This is a genomic window from Oceanicaulis sp., assembly GCF_965284345.1.
Lineage (GTDB): Bacteria > Pseudomonadota > Alphaproteobacteria > Caulobacterales > Maricaulaceae > Oceanicaulis > Oceanicaulis alexandrii_A.
The window spans coordinates 1,431,969-1,447,334 of record NZ_OZ260073.1 but is presented as its reverse complement, the minus strand read 5'-3'; the positions used below and the strand labels follow the sequence as shown (position 1 = coordinate 1,447,334).

The 15,366-nt window shown below is 61.7% G+C and carries 18 protein-coding genes; 1 reads left to right on the top strand and 17 read right to left on the bottom strand.

The features are described 5' to 3' along the window. Nucleotides 1-4: 4 nt before the first annotated feature. The 3 genes from ACQ66J_RS07245 to rimP are packed head-to-tail and all read right to left on the bottom strand — an operon-like array spanning nucleotide 5 to nucleotide 2,935. Nucleotides 5-646 (bottom strand): RNA-binding protein, encoded by a 642-nt coding sequence (locus ACQ66J_RS07245; RefSeq protein WP_375547782.1) that lies wholly within the window; start codon nucleotides 644-646, stop codon nucleotides 5-7. Further along, on the bottom strand, nucleotides 643-2,379 hold the full coding sequence (nusA, locus tag ACQ66J_RS07240; RefSeq protein ID WP_430431076.1) for a transcription termination factor NusA: 1,737 nt from the start codon (nucleotides 2,377-2,379) through the stop codon (nucleotides 643-645). The genes ACQ66J_RS07245 and nusA overlap by 4 nt, the downstream gene beginning before the upstream one ends. Before the next feature lie 19 nt (nucleotides 2,380-2,398). Next, entirely contained in the window at nucleotides 2,399-2,935 is a 537-nt protein-coding gene (gene rimP / locus ACQ66J_RS07235) for a ribosome maturation factor RimP (RefSeq protein ID WP_430431075.1), read from the bottom strand. Between the two features lie 225 nt (nucleotides 2,936-3,160). Between rimP and ACQ66J_RS07230 the strand changes: the two genes are divergently transcribed. Next, nucleotides 3,161-3,802: a hypothetical protein gene (locus ACQ66J_RS07230; protein ID WP_430431074.1), complete on the top strand. Its 642-nt coding sequence runs from the start codon at nucleotides 3,161-3,163 to the stop codon at nucleotides 3,800-3,802. Here ACQ66J_RS07230 and trmB read toward each other — a convergent pair. The 14 genes from trmB to ACQ66J_RS07160 all read right to left on the bottom strand — a co-directional run bounded on the left by trmB (nucleotide 3,799) and on the right by ACQ66J_RS07160 (nucleotide 15,361). Continuing rightward, the gene (gene trmB / locus ACQ66J_RS07225; protein WP_430431073.1) at nucleotides 3,799-4,503 is read right to left on the bottom strand and encodes a tRNA (guanosine(46)-N7)-methyltransferase TrmB; all 705 of its coding nucleotides are present in this window, start codon (nucleotides 4,501-4,503) and stop codon (nucleotides 3,799-3,801) included. The two genes, ACQ66J_RS07230 and trmB, sit on opposite strands and share 4 nt — an antisense overlap. Nucleotides 4,504-4,586: 83 nt before the next feature. Beyond that, the gene (metK, locus tag ACQ66J_RS07220) at nucleotides 4,587-5,759 is read right to left on the bottom strand and encodes a methionine adenosyltransferase (protein ID WP_375547787.1); all 1,173 of its coding nucleotides are present in this window, start codon (nucleotides 5,757-5,759) and stop codon (nucleotides 4,587-4,589) included. 88 nt (nucleotides 5,760-5,847) lie between these two features. Next, on the bottom strand, nucleotides 5,848-6,282 hold the full coding sequence (locus ACQ66J_RS07215; protein WP_107713617.1) for a helix-turn-helix domain-containing protein: 435 nt from the start codon (nucleotides 6,280-6,282) through the stop codon (nucleotides 5,848-5,850). A 56-nt stretch (nucleotides 6,283-6,338) separates the two neighbouring features. After that, nucleotides 6,339-7,961 carry an apolipoprotein N-acyltransferase gene (gene lnt, locus ACQ66J_RS07210; protein ID WP_430431072.1) on the bottom strand — a complete coding sequence of 541 codons (1,623 nt, stop codon included), beginning with the start codon at nucleotides 7,959-7,961 and terminating at the stop codon, nucleotides 6,339-6,341. 3 nt (nucleotides 7,962-7,964) lie between these two features. After that, nucleotides 7,965-8,888: a hemolysin family protein gene (locus ACQ66J_RS07205; RefSeq protein ID WP_375547789.1), complete on the bottom strand. Its 924-nt coding sequence runs from the start codon at nucleotides 8,886-8,888 to the stop codon at nucleotides 7,965-7,967. Nucleotides 8,889-8,890: 2 nt separating this feature from the next. Then, entirely contained in the window at nucleotides 8,891-9,367 is a 477-nt protein-coding gene (ybeY, locus tag ACQ66J_RS07200) for an rRNA maturation RNase YbeY (RefSeq protein WP_430431071.1), read from the bottom strand. Beyond that, nucleotides 9,360-10,373: a PhoH family protein gene (locus ACQ66J_RS07195; protein WP_430431070.1), complete on the bottom strand. Its 1,014-nt coding sequence runs from the start codon at nucleotides 10,371-10,373 to the stop codon at nucleotides 9,360-9,362. Before ACQ66J_RS07195 ends, ybeY begins: the two co-directional genes overlap by 8 nt. After that, entirely contained in the window at nucleotides 10,370-11,776 is a 1,407-nt protein-coding gene (gene miaB, locus ACQ66J_RS07190) for a tRNA (N6-isopentenyl adenosine(37)-C2)-methylthiotransferase MiaB (protein ID WP_430431069.1), read from the bottom strand. Before miaB ends, ACQ66J_RS07195 begins: the two co-directional genes overlap by 4 nt. Before the next feature lie 124 nt (nucleotides 11,777-11,900). Continuing rightward, complete coding sequence (locus ACQ66J_RS07185) at nucleotides 11,901-12,317, bottom strand: Fur family transcriptional regulator (protein ID WP_430431068.1); 417 nt, start codon at nucleotides 12,315-12,317, stop codon at nucleotides 11,901-11,903. Nucleotides 12,318-12,409: 92 nt separating this feature from the next. Further along, on the bottom strand, nucleotides 12,410-12,853 hold the full coding sequence (locus ACQ66J_RS07180) for a GNAT family N-acetyltransferase (protein ID WP_430431067.1): 444 nt from the start codon (nucleotides 12,851-12,853) through the stop codon (nucleotides 12,410-12,412). Further along, a complete protein-coding gene (tsaB, locus tag ACQ66J_RS07175; protein ID WP_430431066.1) occupies nucleotides 12,850-13,497 on the bottom strand; it encodes a tRNA (adenosine(37)-N6)-threonylcarbamoyltransferase complex dimerization subunit type 1 TsaB in 648 nt (215 codons plus the stop codon). The genes ACQ66J_RS07180 and tsaB overlap by 4 nt, the downstream gene beginning before the upstream one ends. 3 nt (nucleotides 13,498-13,500) lie before the next feature. After that, nucleotides 13,501-14,139 (bottom strand): malonic semialdehyde reductase, encoded by a 639-nt coding sequence (locus ACQ66J_RS07170; protein ID WP_430431065.1) that lies wholly within the window; start codon nucleotides 14,137-14,139, stop codon nucleotides 13,501-13,503. A gap of 94 nt (nucleotides 14,140-14,233) precedes the next feature. Beyond that, on the bottom strand, nucleotides 14,234-14,794 hold the full coding sequence (locus tag ACQ66J_RS07165; protein ID WP_430431064.1) for a NifU family protein: 561 nt from the start codon (nucleotides 14,792-14,794) through the stop codon (nucleotides 14,234-14,236). Nucleotides 14,795-14,884: 90 nt separating this feature from the next. Then, on the bottom strand, nucleotides 14,885-15,361 hold the full coding sequence (locus ACQ66J_RS07160; RefSeq protein WP_028284609.1) for a universal stress protein: 477 nt from the start codon (nucleotides 15,359-15,361) through the stop codon (nucleotides 14,885-14,887). Nucleotides 15,362-15,366 lie beyond the last annotated feature (5 nt).

Sequence of the window (15,366 nt, the reverse complement as noted above, 5' to 3'; positions counted from 1 at the left end):
CGATTCAACTCTTCTGTGCGTCTTGGGCCGCAGGATCGAGGTTAACGAACCCTGCAAGCTTGAACGCAAGGGCGGAAATCCCCGCCGCTTCCGGTCCTTGGGACAAAGCACCATGAACCGCATTTCCCACGCCGAGCGCCCGGCTGAGCGTATCGGCGTCATAACATCCCAGCACCGGCGCGTCGCTTTCGATCGCCTTCGCCAGATGATCCAGCTTCTTCCGCCCGTCAGGGGCGGCGTCACTGGCTTCAAGTCTCCAGGCCGGACCGGGTTCGGTCTGCAGCGCCAGACGCACCGCATCACTTCCCAGCTCCAACCGGCCGGCGCGTCTCGCCAGCCCCAACAGGTTCAGAACGCGCGCTTTCAGCAGCGCCTCGAACTGATCGGCCAGATCGTCAGGGGCCTCGACCGGTTGCTCGAACGCCCGATTGAACAGGCGCTTCTTCACAGCCTTGTCGACCAGAACCCTATCCGCTGTCACCCAGCCGCCTCGGCCAGGCAAGCGCGCAGCCACATCGGGGGTTACGCGCCCTTCGGGGCTCAGCGCCACGCGGAGAAGGTCTTCCTCCCCCTTCACCTCTCCGGTGGCGACGCATCGGCGTTCGCGCACCGGTTTGGATCGGCCATGTCGCGCCCCGCGGCTCACGACTTCTCGTCTTCCTCCGTCGTGTCGGCGTCCAGAAGGTCAGCCAGATCAACACCCAGCTTTTCCGCTTCCGCTTCCAGATCGGACAGGTCGATGTCTTCCAGATCGACATCGGAAGCCTCTGCGTCAAGGGCTTCGGCCTCAACCTCTTCAGCTTCAGGCTCGACCTGCGGCAGATCCTCTTCGGAAATCCAGCCTGCAATCACGCGGGCGCGCATGATCAGCATCTCGGCGTCTTCCGCCGACATGTCAGAGCCTTCCAGGATGCCCGGCTCGCGCACGCGCTCGCCGTCGCGGGTCTCATACCAGCCGCGCAGATCGTCCGGGGTCAGACCGGCGAGATCCTCAATGTTGCAGATCTCGTTTTCGCCGAACTTGACCGCCATCGGCAGATCGACGCCCTCGACCTCCATGACCGCATCTTCCACGCCCAGCTCTTTGCGGCGTGCATCGCGCTCAATGTCACGCTTGTCGAGATATTCGCGCGCCCGGGTCTGAATTTCCTGGGCCGTGTCATCGTCAAAGCCTTCGATCACCGCAATTTCTTCGAGATCGACAAAGGCGATGTCTTCCACTTCGGCAAAGCCTTCCGTGGCCAGCAGCTGAGCGATGACCTCGTCCACATCCAGCGCGTCCATAAAGGTGCCGGTGCGCGCAGAGAATTCCTTCTGACGGCGCTCGGATTCTTCTTCCTCGGTCAGAATGTCGATGGCCCAGCCGGTCAGCTGGCTGGCCAGGCGCACATTCTGGCCGCGGCGGCCGATGGCGAGCGAGAGCTGATCATCAGGCACGACCACTTCAATGCGCTCGGCTTCGTCATCAAGCACCACTTTGGCGACTTCCGCCGGCTGCAGCGCGTTGACGATGAAGGTCGCAGGATCAGGGTTCCACGGAATGATGTCGATCTTCTCGCCAGCCAGCTCGTTGACCACCGCCTGAACCCGGCTGCCGCGCATGCCCACGCAAGCGCCGACGGGATCAATGGAGCTGTCATTGGAGATGACGGCGATTTTCGCGCGGCTGCCCGGATCGCGGGCCACGCGCGGAATTTCGATCACGCCTTCATAGACTTCCGGCACTTCCTGAGCGAACAGGGCGGCCATGAAGTCCGGATGCGCGCGCGACAGGAAGATCTGCGGGCCGCGGGTCTCTTCACGCACGTCATAAATATAGGCGCGCACGCGGTCATTGACCTGCAGGCTTTCGCGCGGAATGCCGTCCGAGCGACGAATGATGGCTTCCGCCTTGCCCAGATCGATGATCACATTGCCGTATTCGACGCGCTTGACGATGCCGTTGACGATCTCGCCGATGCGATCCTTGTACTCGTTGAACTGACGCTGGCGTTCCGCTTCGCGCACTTTCTGCGTGATCACCTGCTTGGCGGTCTGAGACGCCACGCGGCCAAACTCGATCGGGGGCAGTTCTTCTTCGTAGAAAGAGCCGATTTCGGCTTCAGGATCGCGTTTCTTGGCGTCGTCCAGCGTGATCTGGTGCGCCTCGTTCTCAACCTCTTCGACGACGGTCGTGCGGCTGGTCAGACGCATCTCGCCGGTCTTGTTGTTGATGTTGCAATGGATGTCGAGCTCCGCGCCATAGCGCGAGCGGGCCGCCTTCTGGATCGCCTCTTCAATGGCTTCCAGCACGATCGACTCGTCGATCATCTTCTCCTGCGCCACCGCGCGGGCGATTTGCAGGATTTCCAGCTTGTTGGCGCTGACCCCGATGGCCATATCCGCGTTCCTTCTCGTTCTACTCGTCGGCCTGACCGTCTTCGCCCTCGATGGGACCGCGGGCCTTCAGGCTCGCCTCCACCAGAGCGTCGGTCATCACCAGCTTGGCGTCCGCAATCCAGTCAAACGGGATGACAGCCGTGTCGTCCTCGCCCGCCAGATCCATCAGCACAGTCTCATCCTCGATCCCGGCCAGCATACCACGAAAGCGCTTGCGCCCTTCCACCAGCCGGTCCAGCTCGATCTTGGCTTCAAAACCCTCCCAGCGCTGAAAATGCGACAGCGCTGTCAGGGGGCGGTCGATACCGGGCGAGGAGACCTCAAGATCATACTCGCCAGAGACCGGATCCGCCTCCTCAAAAACGTCAGACAATGCGCGCGACAACCGTGCGCAGTCTTCCACGACCATGGTTCCATCATCACGTTCAGCCATGATCTGGACCAGGGTCTTCTTGCCGCCCATCACCCGCACGCGCACAATCTCAAGACCCAGCGTTTCGGCGATCGGTTCTGCGATCTCGAGGATGCGCTGGTCTTGGGGGCTGCGTGCTTTCATGGGCGTCAAATATCTGTGTCTGGACCGAACTGCGAGTACGAAAAAAGCGGCCCGGATGCCGAGCCGCTCGAACATGCCGTCCGGCATATCGAACATTTGAGGGGCTTATACGCGGACAAAGCCCGAAAGGCAATGGGGGCGGTCAGCCGCTCTAACAAAGATGGCCCGGACCCTGCGCCCTGATTACACTAGGATACGCCATAAACAACCATGAAAGGTCAGGGAATGATCGCTCTCATTTTCGCCTCGATGGCCCTTGCCAATCAGTCTGAACCCGCCGCATCAGCCTACCCCCTGCTTGACCCTGAAGCGCAGGCTCGACTTGAGTCCTGCGAAGTGGATGCCGCGCGCTTTGACGCCCTCATGGCGCTGGACCCTCAAAGCTTCGATCAGGACTTTTCTGGCGGCTGGCGACCGGTCGGCGATAAGACGGGCTGCGAACGGGCCGCCGCGGATCTGCTGATCGCCTACATGGATCATTCGCCGCATTTCAATCCGGAGCGGCCCGGCGTGATCGGCTGGCATGCGGGACAGATGCTGGCCATGGCCGGACAGGTCGAGCTGGCGATCCCCTATTTCGAAGCCAAACGCAGCGGCTCGCCAGAGTGGACCCTGTATGTCGACGCCACCCTCGCCTTCATGCGCCGGGACCGAGCGGCGGCGGAGGCCGCGCGCGCGGAACTGTCCACCCTACGCCCCAGCGAGGAGGAGATAGCCGCGCGGCGCCTATTTCTGGCGGAAAACCCTCAGATCACCATGCCGGACGGCTATGTGGAGCAGCCGCAAAACCTCAGCGTGGTGGATGGATTGCTCGCATGCTGGGATCAGCCGTATTCAATGGCCTATGGCGGCCATTGTGACGACTAGTCCTTCAAGAAATCAAAGAAGACCGGGTCGATGTCCCCGAGATGCTTGGATTGATAGCGGGTGACGATGTGATCGGGCGGGTTCTCAGTCCAGTCTGACGCCTGCTCGCCGGTCCAGCTCAGCCCATCCGTGTTCATCAGGATCGGCAGGGCGTGATCGGCGTAGGCGCGCACATCGGTCGCCACGCGCAAGCGCCCGCCCGGCTTCAGAAGCCGCGCAAATTCGGCCGCCGTGTCGGGCTGGACGAAGCGGCGCTTGGCGTGGCGCTTTTTCGGCCAGGGATCCGGGAAGAGCAGGAAAATCATCTGGAACGCGCCATCGGGCATGCGGATCATTTCATCACGCGCGTCCGAGCGCTTGACCCGCACATTTTCAAGATCGTGGTCGTCGATGCCCACCAGCGCTTTCGCAACGCCGTTCAGAAACGGCTCGATCCCGAAAAAGCCGGTCTGCGGCGCCCGCTGCGCCTGACCGATCAGATGCTCGGCGCCGCCAAAGCCCACTTCCAGCACGTAAGTCTCAAAGCCCGGGAGCAGCGCCTCGGGATCCAGATCACCCTCGTCCGGCCATTGCAAAGCCGGCAAGCGCGTGTCCACCAGCGTCTGTTGACGCTCGGTCAGCTTGTGCCCGCTGGCGCGGCCATACAGGCGCCGGTTCTGGGGTCGATCTTGAGATTGGGCGTCGGGCGGAGTCTGGGTCATGACGGCCCTTTAACGGCCCTGCGCCAAAAAACAAAGAGCCGGGCTGAAACAACCCGGCTCCCTGCACTTTCCGTTCGAGACGCTTAGGCCAGCGATTTCAGCGCGTCGACGAGATCGGTCTTCTCCCAGGAGAAGCCGCCATCCTCGGTCGGGGTGCGGCCAAAATGGCCATAGGCTGAGGTGCGCTCATAAATCGGACGGTTCAGACCCAGATGGGTGCGAATGCCGCGCGGGCTGAGATCGACCAGCTCGCGCAGGCGATTTTCCAGCTTGGCTTCGTCCACATCGCCGGTGCCGTGGGTGTCCACATAGACCGAAAGCGGCTTGGACACGCCGATGGCGTAGCTGAGCTGGATGGTGCATTTGCGCGCCAGGCCCGCCGCCACGACGTTCTTGGCGAGGTATCGCGCCACATAAGCCGCCGAGCGGTCCACCTTGGTCGGATCCTTGCCTGAAAAGGCGCCGCCGCCATGGGGCGCCGCGCCGCCATAGGTGTCCACGATGATCTTGCGGCCCGTCAGACCGGCGTCGCCATCAGGGCCGCCAATGACAAACTTGCCGGTCGGATTGACGTAGAACTCGTCCTCAGGCGGGAACCAGCCCTCGGGCAGCACAGATTTGACGACCGGTCGCACCAACTCGCGCACATCATCCAGGCTCACGCCATCCTTGTGCTGAGTGGAGACCACCACGGAGGTCACGCCCACCGGACGGCCGTTTTCATAGCGCAAGGTCACTTGGGATTTGGCGTCGGGTTCGAACTCGGGACGCTCGCCGGATTTGCGCTGCCGCGCCATCTCTTTGAGGATCTGGTGGGAATAGGTGATCGGCGCCGGCATCAGCTCCGGCGTTTCGTCACAGGCGAACCCGAACATGATGCCCTGATCGCCCGCGCCTTCATCGGCGAAAGATCCCGAGCCTTCGTCCACGCCCTGGGCGATGTCGACAGACTGTTCGTGCAGATAATTCTGAACGTCAGCGGTCTCCCAATGGAAACCGTCTTGTTCATACCCGATATCGCGTACGGCGCGGCGCGCAGCCGCTTCGATCTCGTCATCCTTGATCGCGCCGGCGCAACGCACCTCGCCCGCCAAAACGATACGGTTCGTGGTCGTCAGCGTTTCACACGCCACACGCGCCACCGGATCCTTGGACAGAAACAAGTCCAGAATCGCGTCGGAAATGCGGTCGCATACTTTGTCCGGGTGACCCTCGGACACGCTTTCGCTGGTAAAGAGGTAAGACGAACGGGCCAACGGCGTGCTCCATATAAAGCGATCTTTATATGGCTGGCTTAAAGCCTATTGGCGCACGGAAAGCAAGACCCGTCCGGTCACGCGTGAGTCAGGATGCAGCCTCGGTCGCCGTCGCTTCCGCTTCTTCAGCGGCCAAAGTCCGCACCAGCTCAAGAATTCGGCGGCGCACTTTGGAATCCTTGATGCGGGCAAACGCCTGCGCCAGCGCCACACCGTCAGCCGATTGAATGAAATCATCCACGATCGGAGTCTGATCGCCTTCAGAGAAGCCCGGCTGGCCAGCGCCCTCATTCACACCGTCATAGAAAAACGAGACCGGAACATCGAGCACGCGGGCGAGGTTCCAAAGACGCCCTGCGCCAACCCGGTTCGTCCCACGCTCGTATTTCTGAACCTGCTGAAAGGTCACGCCGAGCTCTTCGCCCAGCTTTTCCTGGCTCAGATTCAGAAGCTGACGCCGCAGCCGGATGCGCGATCCCACATGGCGATCAACCGCGTTCGGACCTCTCGGATTGGCAGTCATCTCAAATTCCTTATCTGCGTAAGCATACAACCATAGTTTGGCCTGATGCGATACGCTCAACGCCCCTCAGCCGGTCGCGCCCCTCTACCTGAATGCGCAAGTGACACAACCGTTAGACAATGCATGACTGCAGCCAAAACAAGCGAAGCAATCAACCAGAGTGCATTTCCATACACCCCATACGGCGTATCGTCTAACCCTTCAAGCAATGTAATCGACAATACTTCAGTTGATCTTGACGGAATGGATTCAATGAGCCGACCATAAGGATCGATCTGACCTGATATGCCAGCAGCTGCGACTCTAACTAGGGGTAATCCTTCTTCTATCGCGCGATATTGTGTTTGGTTAAGCAACTGTTGAGGGCCGGCAGAATTCCCGTACCAAGAGTCATTTGAAATATTCAACAACCAAGCAGGTCTATTTAACTGTCTTGGTGAATACCTGGAGTACACAGCCTCATAGCAGATCAAAGGCGCCATATCCGGCAAGCCGTCCAGTTGGAGCGTTTGCGCTCCATTTCCAGGACTGTAATAGGGCGCAAGCTCGGACAAAGAGTCAAAACCCATCCAGTCCGTTAGCGAGAGTAACGGGTTGCTCTCGCCAAACGGCACCAGCCGCGATTTATCATATTGTGCTTCAAGAACAGGGCGATTATTTTCTAATTTCAGTGAGATAAGAGAATTATAATAGGCGTGGGCGCGGCCATTGAGCCCCCGCTCCACTCGCGCCGTGCCCGTGATCAAGCGCATGCCGGACGGGAAGGTGTCTGCGATTTCAGCCAACAGGTCCGGTGATTCAAGCAGCATCGCCGGTATCGCGCCTTCGGGCCAGATAATCGCATCCACATCATCCAGATTGGACGACAGCGCCAGATACTGCTCGAGAATGTCATGACGTGCGGCATAGCGTTTCTCTTCCTGAGGCAGGTTGAGAGACACCAGTTGCAACTGATAATCGCTTTCGGCTAATGTCTGAGCCTGAACCAGCCTGAACTGCCCGAACCCCCAACTGGCAGCGATCAGAACCAGCCCGCAAACCATGGGGATGGATCGCGACAGGCGCGAGCCTGGGCCGCTCAGCGCCGCCGGGGCCGCGAACAGGCAGAGCGCTAGCACTGACAAGCCATAAGCGCCGACCAGCGCCGCGCTCTGACTGATGGCGCCGCCGGCCTCAAAGACATGACCGGGCAAATTCCACGGAAAGCCGGACAGCACCGTGCTGCGCAGATACTCCACCGCCATCACGAGCAAGATAAAGACTGCGATCCGGCCTGCATGGGTTGGCGCGCGCCGCACATAAACCGCGCCCGCCAAGCCCCAGAACAGCGCCAGCCCCGCCGGCAAAACGATCAGCGGCGCCCAGATCAGCCAGGCGTGGTCGCCCGCGCTCACCAGAAACGCGTTCGCCACCCAACCGGTGCCCGCCAGAAATTGTCCGCTGGCGAACCACCAGGCGCGCGCAAAACCGCTGCGCAAGGGCTTGGGGCGACGCTTGGCGTCATCCAGCGTCAAAACCAGGGCGGTCAGCGCCACCGCGTAAGCGGGCCAGATGAAAAACGGCGCATGACCCAGCACGCCGAATGCGCCCAGCGCGAACAGCACGGCGAAAAGCCGCCAGCCAGAAAGCGCGCGATATCCCGCCCGAAGCTGGCGCAAGCGGGGCAGGACGCCGGTCATGCTCTAATCCGGACTGATGGCGCCAGCGGCCATCCGGCTGGCTTCATCGCCGGCCAAGGTCGAACCGGCGCCCGGCTTCACGCGCAGGCGCTTGATCCGGCGCGGATCCGAATCGAGCACTTCAAATTCAAAGCCGGACGGGTGCGCCAACACCTCGCCGCGCTCGGGCACACGTCCCGCCAGGTGGAAAACCAGCCCGCCGAGCGTATCCACGTCGTTCTCTTCTTCTTCGGTGGCGATATCACAGCCCACCACCTCTTCGAGATCCTCGATCATGGCGCGCGCATCCGCTTCCCAGCAATGGGGCCCCTTGGCGAGGATGTTGGGCGTCTCCGCCTCGTCATGCTCATCCTCGATATCGCCCACAATGGGCTCGATCAGGTCTTCAAGCGTCACGAGCCCGTCCGTGCCGCCGAACTCATCCACGACGAGCGCCATGTGCATGCGCCGCGACTGCATCTTCAGCAGCAAGTCAAACGCGCGCATGGAGGCGGGCACATAGAGCAAAGGACGTCGAACGGCGGGCAGGATGCGCATCTCCGCCCAGGAATCCGGGCCGCCGTCAGAGCCTTCCTCGGCGAAACGGGACATATAGCCCAGCACGTCCTTGATGTGCGCCAGACCCACCGGGTCATCCAGAGTCTCGCGGTACACCGGAAGGCGCGAATGCGTGGCTTCGCCAAAAGTGCGCGCCAGCTCCTTGAGCGGGGTTTCGATGTCGATGGCGACAATGTCGGCGCGGGGCACCATCACGTCATCGACGCGCATGTCCTGAAACTCGCGCATATTCACCAGGAAAGCCCCGGCGTCCATGGGATCAGGCGCGCCGTTCACAATCGGCTCAGCGTCCTGGATTTCGGGGCGCCCCCCGCCAAAGGCCCGTTTGAAACGGGCCACAAGACTTCGCGAAGACGGATCGTCGTTCATACCTATTCCTGCACGAGGTAGGGATCTGACATCCCCAGACCGGTCAGAACCGCCGTTTCCAGCGCTTCCATCTCGGTCGCCTCGTCTTCCTCCTGATGGTCAAACCCGTTTAAATGCAAAACGCCGTGAAGCGCCAGATGCGCCGCATGATCAATCAGCGACACTTTTGCAGCCTGCGCCTCATATGCGCATGTGTCGTACGCCAGGATCACATCGCCGGGATAGCCTTCACGCTCCGGCGCCGGAAATGACAACACATTGGTGGGCTTGTCCTTGTCGCGAAACCGGCGATTGAGCTCATGCACGGTGGCGTCATCTGAAAACAAGATGACGGCAGCTCCGGAGCGCGCGTCCTCAAGCTGATCCAGCCCGGCTTCGATCGCAGAACGGCAACGCTCCAGCAGGCCGTCATGGCTGGCCCAGCGCTCGTCTTCTATAACGAACTCCACACTCTGCGCATCCATCACCACTTCAGACATGGCTCGTCTCATCGCTGCGAACGGCGTCATCGCGTTCATACGCGTCCACGATACGCGCCACCAAACCGTGTCGCACCACATCATGGCGGGTGAAGCGATGCACGGCGATCCTTTGCTCATCCTGAAGCAGGCGTAACGCATGCGGCAAGCCTGAAGGCTCGCCCCGGCGCAAATCGGTCTGGGTCGGATCGCCGGTCACCGCCATGCGCGAGCCTTCCCCCAATCGGGTCAGAACCATGCGCATTTGCGGGATGGTGGCGTTCTGGGCCTCATCGACGACCACAAAGGCGTTATTGAGCGTCCGGCCGCGCATGAAGGCCAGCGGCGCCACTTCGACCCGGCCTTCCTCGCGCATCTTTTCACTCACCCGCTGCCCCAGCGCATCCCGGAGGGCGTCCCAGATCGGCAGCAGATACGGATCGATCTTCTCGGTCAGGTCGCCGGGCAGGAAACCCAGCCGTTCGCCGGCCTCGACCGCAGGACGGGTGATGATCAACCGGTCCACGCTGCCCAGCGCCAGTTGCGACGCGCCATAGGCCACCGCCAGCAGCGTCTTGCCCGTGCCGGCCGGGCCGACGCCGAAGATCATGTCATAGGCGCGATCGTTTTTGAGCGATCTCACATAGCCCTGCTGACCATCGGTGCGGGCCGCAAAGCTGGCGCCGCGCGGCACCCGGATGACCGCATCAATCTCTTCACCCGCGTCGTCATCGGCCATCAGACAGGCGGCCCGGGCCGCGGGCGGATCAATCGGCAGGCCTTCGCTGGCGCGGCCATAGAGCGCATTGAGCACGCGGCGTGCTTCGATCCGCGCACGCGCCTCTTCGCCGGTGATCACGATCTGACCGCCACCTGGCGCTTCGAGCTGAACCTCCAGTTCATGCTCGAGCGTGGCGAAGTTTTCGTGACCCGGCCCCGCAAGGATGCGAACAAGATCGGAATCTTCAAAATGAAGCGTTTCGGACGCCGCCCGCTTGGGGCGACGCGGTTTTGATGAGCGGCTCACGCGGCTGCGATTTCCTTTGTAATCAGACGTCCGGAGAGGGCGTTCTGGCTTGCCCCTGTGATCTCCACATTGGCGATCTGACCGATGAGTTCAAGCGGGCCTTCGCAATGAACCGCCTGCAGATAGGGGCTGCGGCCTGACAATTGGCCCTCAAACCGGCCTTCGCGCTCAAACAGGACCGGCAATGTCTTGCCGATCATGGAGCGATTAAAGCTGACCTGCTGCTCTGACAAAAGCGCCTGCAAGCGCGCCAGGCGCTCGCTTTTCACGCCCTCGTCGATCTGGTTGAACATGGCGGCGCCGGGCGTGCCGGGGCGTTTGGAATATTTGAACGAGAAGCACGACGCGTAATTGACCTGGCGCACCAGCTCCATCGTCGCTTCGAAATCCGCGTCGGTCTCGCCGGGAAAGCCCACGATCATATCGCCGGAAATGGCGATGTCGGGCCGGGCCGCACGCAGTTTCTCGATGCTCTCCATGTATTCGGCCGCCGTATGCGAGCGGTTCATGGATTTGAGGATTTTGTCGGACCCCGACTGAACCGGCAGGTGGAAATACGGCATCAGCTTGGGTTCGTCCGCAAAGGCCTGGATGAGGTCGTCTTCCATGTCTTTCGGGTGAGAGGTGGTGAAACGGATCCGCTCGATGCCGCCGATCTTCGCCAGATGGCGCACCAATTGCCCCAGGCCCCAGACCCCGCCTGTCGCGTCAGACTTGGGCGCATCGCCATGATAGGCGTTGACGTTCTGGCCCAACAAAGTCACTTCGCGCACGCCCTTGGCGGCCAGCGCCCGCACTTCCATGACGATCTGGTCGACCGGACGCGACCATTCCGCGCCGCGCGTATAGGGCACCACGCAGAAAGTGCAGAATTTGTCACAGCCTTCCTGCACGGTGACGAAGGCGGTGAAGCCTTCCACATGGCGTTCCGGTCCGGCGAGGGCGTCAAATTTCTCTTCGACCTCAAACTCGGTGTCGAGCGCTTCGCCGCGCGCGCGATGCACATTGGCGATCAGTTCAGGCAGCTTGTGATAGGTTTGCGGGCCGACCACCAGATCGACGACCGGGGCGCGGCGCTGGATCTCCGCGCCTTCCGCCTGGGCCACGCAGCCGGCGACCGTGATGGTCATCGGCTTGCCGGTGGAGGCTTTTTCTTCCTTGAGGGGCTTCAGACGGCCCAGCTCGGAATAGACCTTCTCGGCGGCCTTCTCGCGGATATGGCAGGTGTTGAGGATCACCAGATCCGCGCCGTCAGGCTCATCTGCAGGCTCATAGCCCAGAGGCGCCAGGACATCGCGCATGCGCTCTGAGTCATAAACGTTCATCTGACAGCCATAGGTCTTGATGAACAGGCGCTTGCGGTCTTTGGTCGTGGTGTCGGCGTCGCGAATGATATCGGTCATGGGCGGAGCCGGCCTCCCTGGCGGCGAAAGTCTGTGGATAAGGGAGGACGGGTTATGGGGATAGAGTGGGGCGGATGCAAGGCGCCGCTTAGCGATCCGCTGTCTGAAGCGCGGTTAACGCCCTCTATTTGCCGTCCTCGATCTTCACGCCATAGAGCTCCAGCCGGTGATCAACCAGCTTGTAGCCCAAGCGCTTGGCGATGGCCTCTTGCAGACGCTCGATCTCTTCATCCATGAATTCGACCACTTCGCCGGTTTTCAGGTCGATCAGGTGATCATGATGGTCTTCAGAGGCTTCTTCATAGCGAGAGCGGCCGTCGCGGAAGTCATGGCGCTCAATGATGCCTGCTTCTTCAAACAGGCGCACCGTGCGGTAGACCGTGGCCAGCGAGATACGCGAATCCACGTCCGAGGCGCGGCGGTGCAGCTCTTCCGCGTCGGGGTGGTCTTCCGCTTGCGACAGGATGCGCGCGATGACGCGGCGTTGTTCGGTCATGCGCAGACCTTTTTCCACGCAGAGCTTCTCAATCCGATCCGGCATCGCCAACTCCCTATCCTGTGAGGCGTGCGCCCCGTTGCGTCCTTGATAGCCAGCCTCGGCGGGGCGTGTCCATATGTCGCGCGAGTTCGATGTCAGACCAGATCGCGCGCCAGAACCCATGCGGCGGCCCCGTCGCGATAATATCTCTTGCGCAAGCCGATCTGACGATAGCCTTTGCTCTCATATAGGGCGCTTGCAGCGGTATTGCGCTCGGACACTTCCAGAAACAGACGCCGGGCGCCGGACCGGTGCGCCGCCGCTTCGCTTTGCGCTAACAAGAACGCTCCGACGCCCGACCGGCGCGCGTCGGGCAGAACGCCGATGGTCAACAGCTCACATTCCCCCGCCACCGTACGGATCAGCGACAGGCCTTGCGGTGTGTCTTCTGTGCGCGCGATGAGGCCTTTGACGCCGGATGACGCCAGCAGACGGGCAAAATCCGCCTCACTCCAGGGATCGGGGAAACACTCGGCGTGAAGCGCGGCGAACAGCTCCGCCGCCTCAACTCCGGCTTCAAACCCCTCAGGCTCGCTCATGCCGGCGTCTGGCCGCCGGGCAGTTTCGCATCCGGCGGACGCGCGTAAAGCGGGGAGGGAGCGGGCGCGTCAGAAGGCGCGGCTTCGGTCAGTTGCAGCAATTCGCGCAAAGGCGGCGCTGGATCAAAATGACTGGGATCGGCGCCCACTAGCGCTGCGCCAGACCCGGTCAGGTACAGGCCGCCAAAGGCTTCCATCTCATCTTGCGCGTCATGGGCGTTGCCATGACAGATGCCTGTCACCGGACGTCCATGCGTATAGACCCGCCAGACCAGATCGCCGCGCTTGGCGTCATGGATGGCCATCACCGTGCGTTCGCCCTTGGGGTCAGTGCGCAGGGCCAATGCATCCAGATAGGACACGCCCAGCGCCTTTGCTCCGGTCGAGAGCGCCAGGCCGCGCGCGAAGGCGACACCGACGCGCGTTCCGGCGAAGCCGCCCGGACCTATATTGACGCCGATCCGGGTCAGTGATTGCGGGCTGATTCCAGCGTCCTCAAGCGCTTCGGACACCATCGGCGCCAGGCGTTCGGCATGACCACGGCCGATCTCTTCCGCCCGCATCACGATCTGGTCCCCGACTTTCACCGCGCAGGCGCACCAGGGACCGATCGTGTCCACCACCAGAAAGGCGGGCTCGCTCATGGCTTACTTCATCAGCTTGGCGCCTTTGTCGAAGCTGAGCTTCGGCAAGCGCGGGAAGAGTTTCTCGGTGGTGCCATATCCAAGATTGATCAGGAAATTGGAGCGCCAGGCGCCCATGTCAGGATCATTCTTGAAGAATTCCTCGTCGACGCCATCCTTGTCAAAGCCCGACATCGCGCCGCAATCCAGGCCCAGCGCCCGCGCCGCCATGATCAGATAGGCGCCTTGCAGCGAGCTGTTGCGGAAGCCGTTTTCAAACCGGGCTTCGTCAGAGGCGAACCAGTCCTTGGCTTCGGGATTGTGCGGGAAGAGCTGGGGGATTTTCTCGTGGAAATTCCAGTCCCAGGCCAGCACCACCGTCACCGGCGCGGTGACGGTCTTCTCGATATTGGGTTCGATCAGGTGCGGCTTGAGCCGCGCCTGGTTTTCGCCCTGCAGGAACAAGAAACGCGCCGGGGACTGATTGGCGCTGGTCGGACCATATTGCAGCAGCTCGTAGAGCGCGCGGATCGTGGTCTCAGACACCGGCTTGTCTTCCCACGAGTAAAACGTGCGGGCGCCGCGGAACAATTGGTCCAGCGCGTGATCGGGCAGCACCCCATGACGGTCTTCCAGGGCGAGCGGGGCTTGGGTGTCGGTCATAAAAGCGGCTCCGATACGAAGAAAACAGGTGAATCAGCCTGAAGGCGATCGCATGAAAGATCGATCATACTTGTCTGATTTGGTTCTAAAGCGATTAAAGCACAGCCTCGACGCTGCTCACTTCAGGCACATAGTGCTTGAGCAGGTTTTCGATGCCCTGCTTGAGCGTCAGGGTTGAGGACGGACAGCCGGCGCAGGCGCCGCGCATGTGAAGCTGCACGACACCGGAGCCTTCATCATAGCTGTGAAAGACGATATCGCCGCCATCGCGCGCTACGGCAGGGCGGACGCGGGTGTCGATGACGTCCTTGATCTCTTTAACGATGCCGGCGGCTTCGCCCTCATAAGCCGCGTGGCCGTCATGCTCGACGTCGCCAAACAAGGGCTTGTCGCTGTCCAGGCAATCCATGATCGCGCCCAGCACAGCGGGCTTGATATGGGGCCAATCCACGCCTTCCGCCTTGGTCACAGAAATGAAATCCTGACCGGCGAAGACCCGAACGACGCCGTCCACGCGAAACAGCTCACGCGCCAGATACGAGCCTTCCGCGTCTTCCGGTGTCGCGAAATCACGCGGGCCTTCCATGGACACGGACTGGCCGGGCAGGAATTTCAGCGTATCCGGGTTCGGGGTGTCTTCGGTCTGAATAAACATATCGGGTATCCTGCGCGGGTCAGTGAACCCTTGAAATGGCCCGTGGCGCGGCGGCGTTCAACCCCAGACGCAGTAGGGGATCATGGCCGATCAGGTCAGCGCCTTGATATCAGCGCGCGACAGATTGCCCGGCACCACCGTCACCGGAATGGTGCGATCTTCAAACAAGCCCTTGCCGCGACCCAGCGCGCTGACCAGCGGACCGGGCCCGTCCTTGCCGGTCGACGCGCCCAGAACCAGGATTGAAATCGCCGGGTCAGTCTCCAGCAGATCACGCAAGGCCTCGATCAGATCGCCATCGCGCAAGATCACTTCCGGGCGGGTTTCGGTGACCTCTTCAACATCCTCAGACAGGCTTTCAAGCGCGGCTTCAGCGGCTTCTCGGGCTTCGGCGCGCATGGTTTCGCCCACGCCCAGCCAGTGCTCGAACCCGCCTTCAGTGTCCACCACGGCCAGCACGGTGACCACCCCGCCGGTATTACGGGCGCGGCGGGCGGCGAAATAGGCGGCGGAGCGGCTTTCTTCAGTCCCGTCGGCGATGAGGAGGAATTTACGCGGCGTGCTCATATCTG

Excerpts from the sequence above, each read along its gene's own strand:
- trmB (WP_430431073.1), bottom strand. The coding sequence starts at position 4,503 with ATGACCCAGACTCCGCCCGACGCCCAATCTCAAGATCGACCCCAGAAC.
- ACQ66J_RS07185 (WP_430431068.1), bottom strand. The coding sequence starts at position 12,317 with ATGCCGGATCGGATTGAGAAGCTCTGCGTGGAAAAAGGTCTGCGCATG.
- ybeY (WP_430431071.1), bottom strand. The coding sequence starts at position 9,367 with ATGTCTGAAGTGGTGATGGATGCGCAGAGTGTGGAGTTCGTTATAGAA.
- nusA (WP_430431076.1), bottom strand. The coding sequence starts at position 2,379 with ATGGCCATCGGGGTCAGCGCCAACAAGCTGGAAATCCTGCAAATCGCC.
- rimP (WP_430431075.1), bottom strand. The coding sequence starts at position 2,935 with ATGAAAGCACGCAGCCCCCAAGACCAGCGCATCCTCGAGATCGCAGAA.
- ACQ66J_RS07215 (WP_107713617.1), bottom strand. The coding sequence starts at position 6,282 with ATGACTGCCAATCCGAGAGGTCCGAACGCGGTTGATCGCCATGTGGGA.
- ACQ66J_RS07180 (WP_430431067.1), bottom strand. The coding sequence starts at position 12,853 with ATGAGCGAGCCTGAGGGGTTTGAAGCCGGAGTTGAGGCGGCGGAGCTG.
- miaB (WP_430431069.1), bottom strand. The coding sequence starts at position 11,776 with ATGACCGATATCATTCGCGACGCCGACACCACGACCAAAGACCGCAAG.
- tsaB (WP_430431066.1), bottom strand. The coding sequence starts at position 13,497 with ATGAGCGAGCCCGCCTTTCTGGTGGTGGACACGATCGGTCCCTGGTGC.
- ACQ66J_RS07160 (WP_028284609.1), bottom strand. The coding sequence starts at position 15,361 with ATGAGCACGCCGCGTAAATTCCTCCTCATCGCCGACGGGACTGAAGAA.
- ACQ66J_RS07205 (WP_375547789.1), bottom strand. The coding sequence starts at position 8,888 with ATGAACGACGATCCGTCTTCGCGAAGTCTTGTGGCCCGTTTCAAACGG.
- lnt (WP_430431072.1), bottom strand. The coding sequence starts at position 7,961 with ATGACCGGCGTCCTGCCCCGCTTGCGCCAGCTTCGGGCGGGATATCGC.
- ACQ66J_RS07170 (WP_430431065.1), bottom strand. The coding sequence starts at position 14,139 with ATGACCGACACCCAAGCCCCGCTCGCCCTGGAAGACCGTCATGGGGTG.
- ACQ66J_RS07165 (WP_430431064.1), bottom strand. The coding sequence starts at position 14,794 with ATGTTTATTCAGACCGAAGACACCCCGAACCCGGATACGCTGAAATTC.
- ACQ66J_RS07230 (WP_430431074.1), top strand. The coding sequence starts at position 3,161 with ATGATCGCTCTCATTTTCGCCTCGATGGCCCTTGCCAATCAGTCTGAA.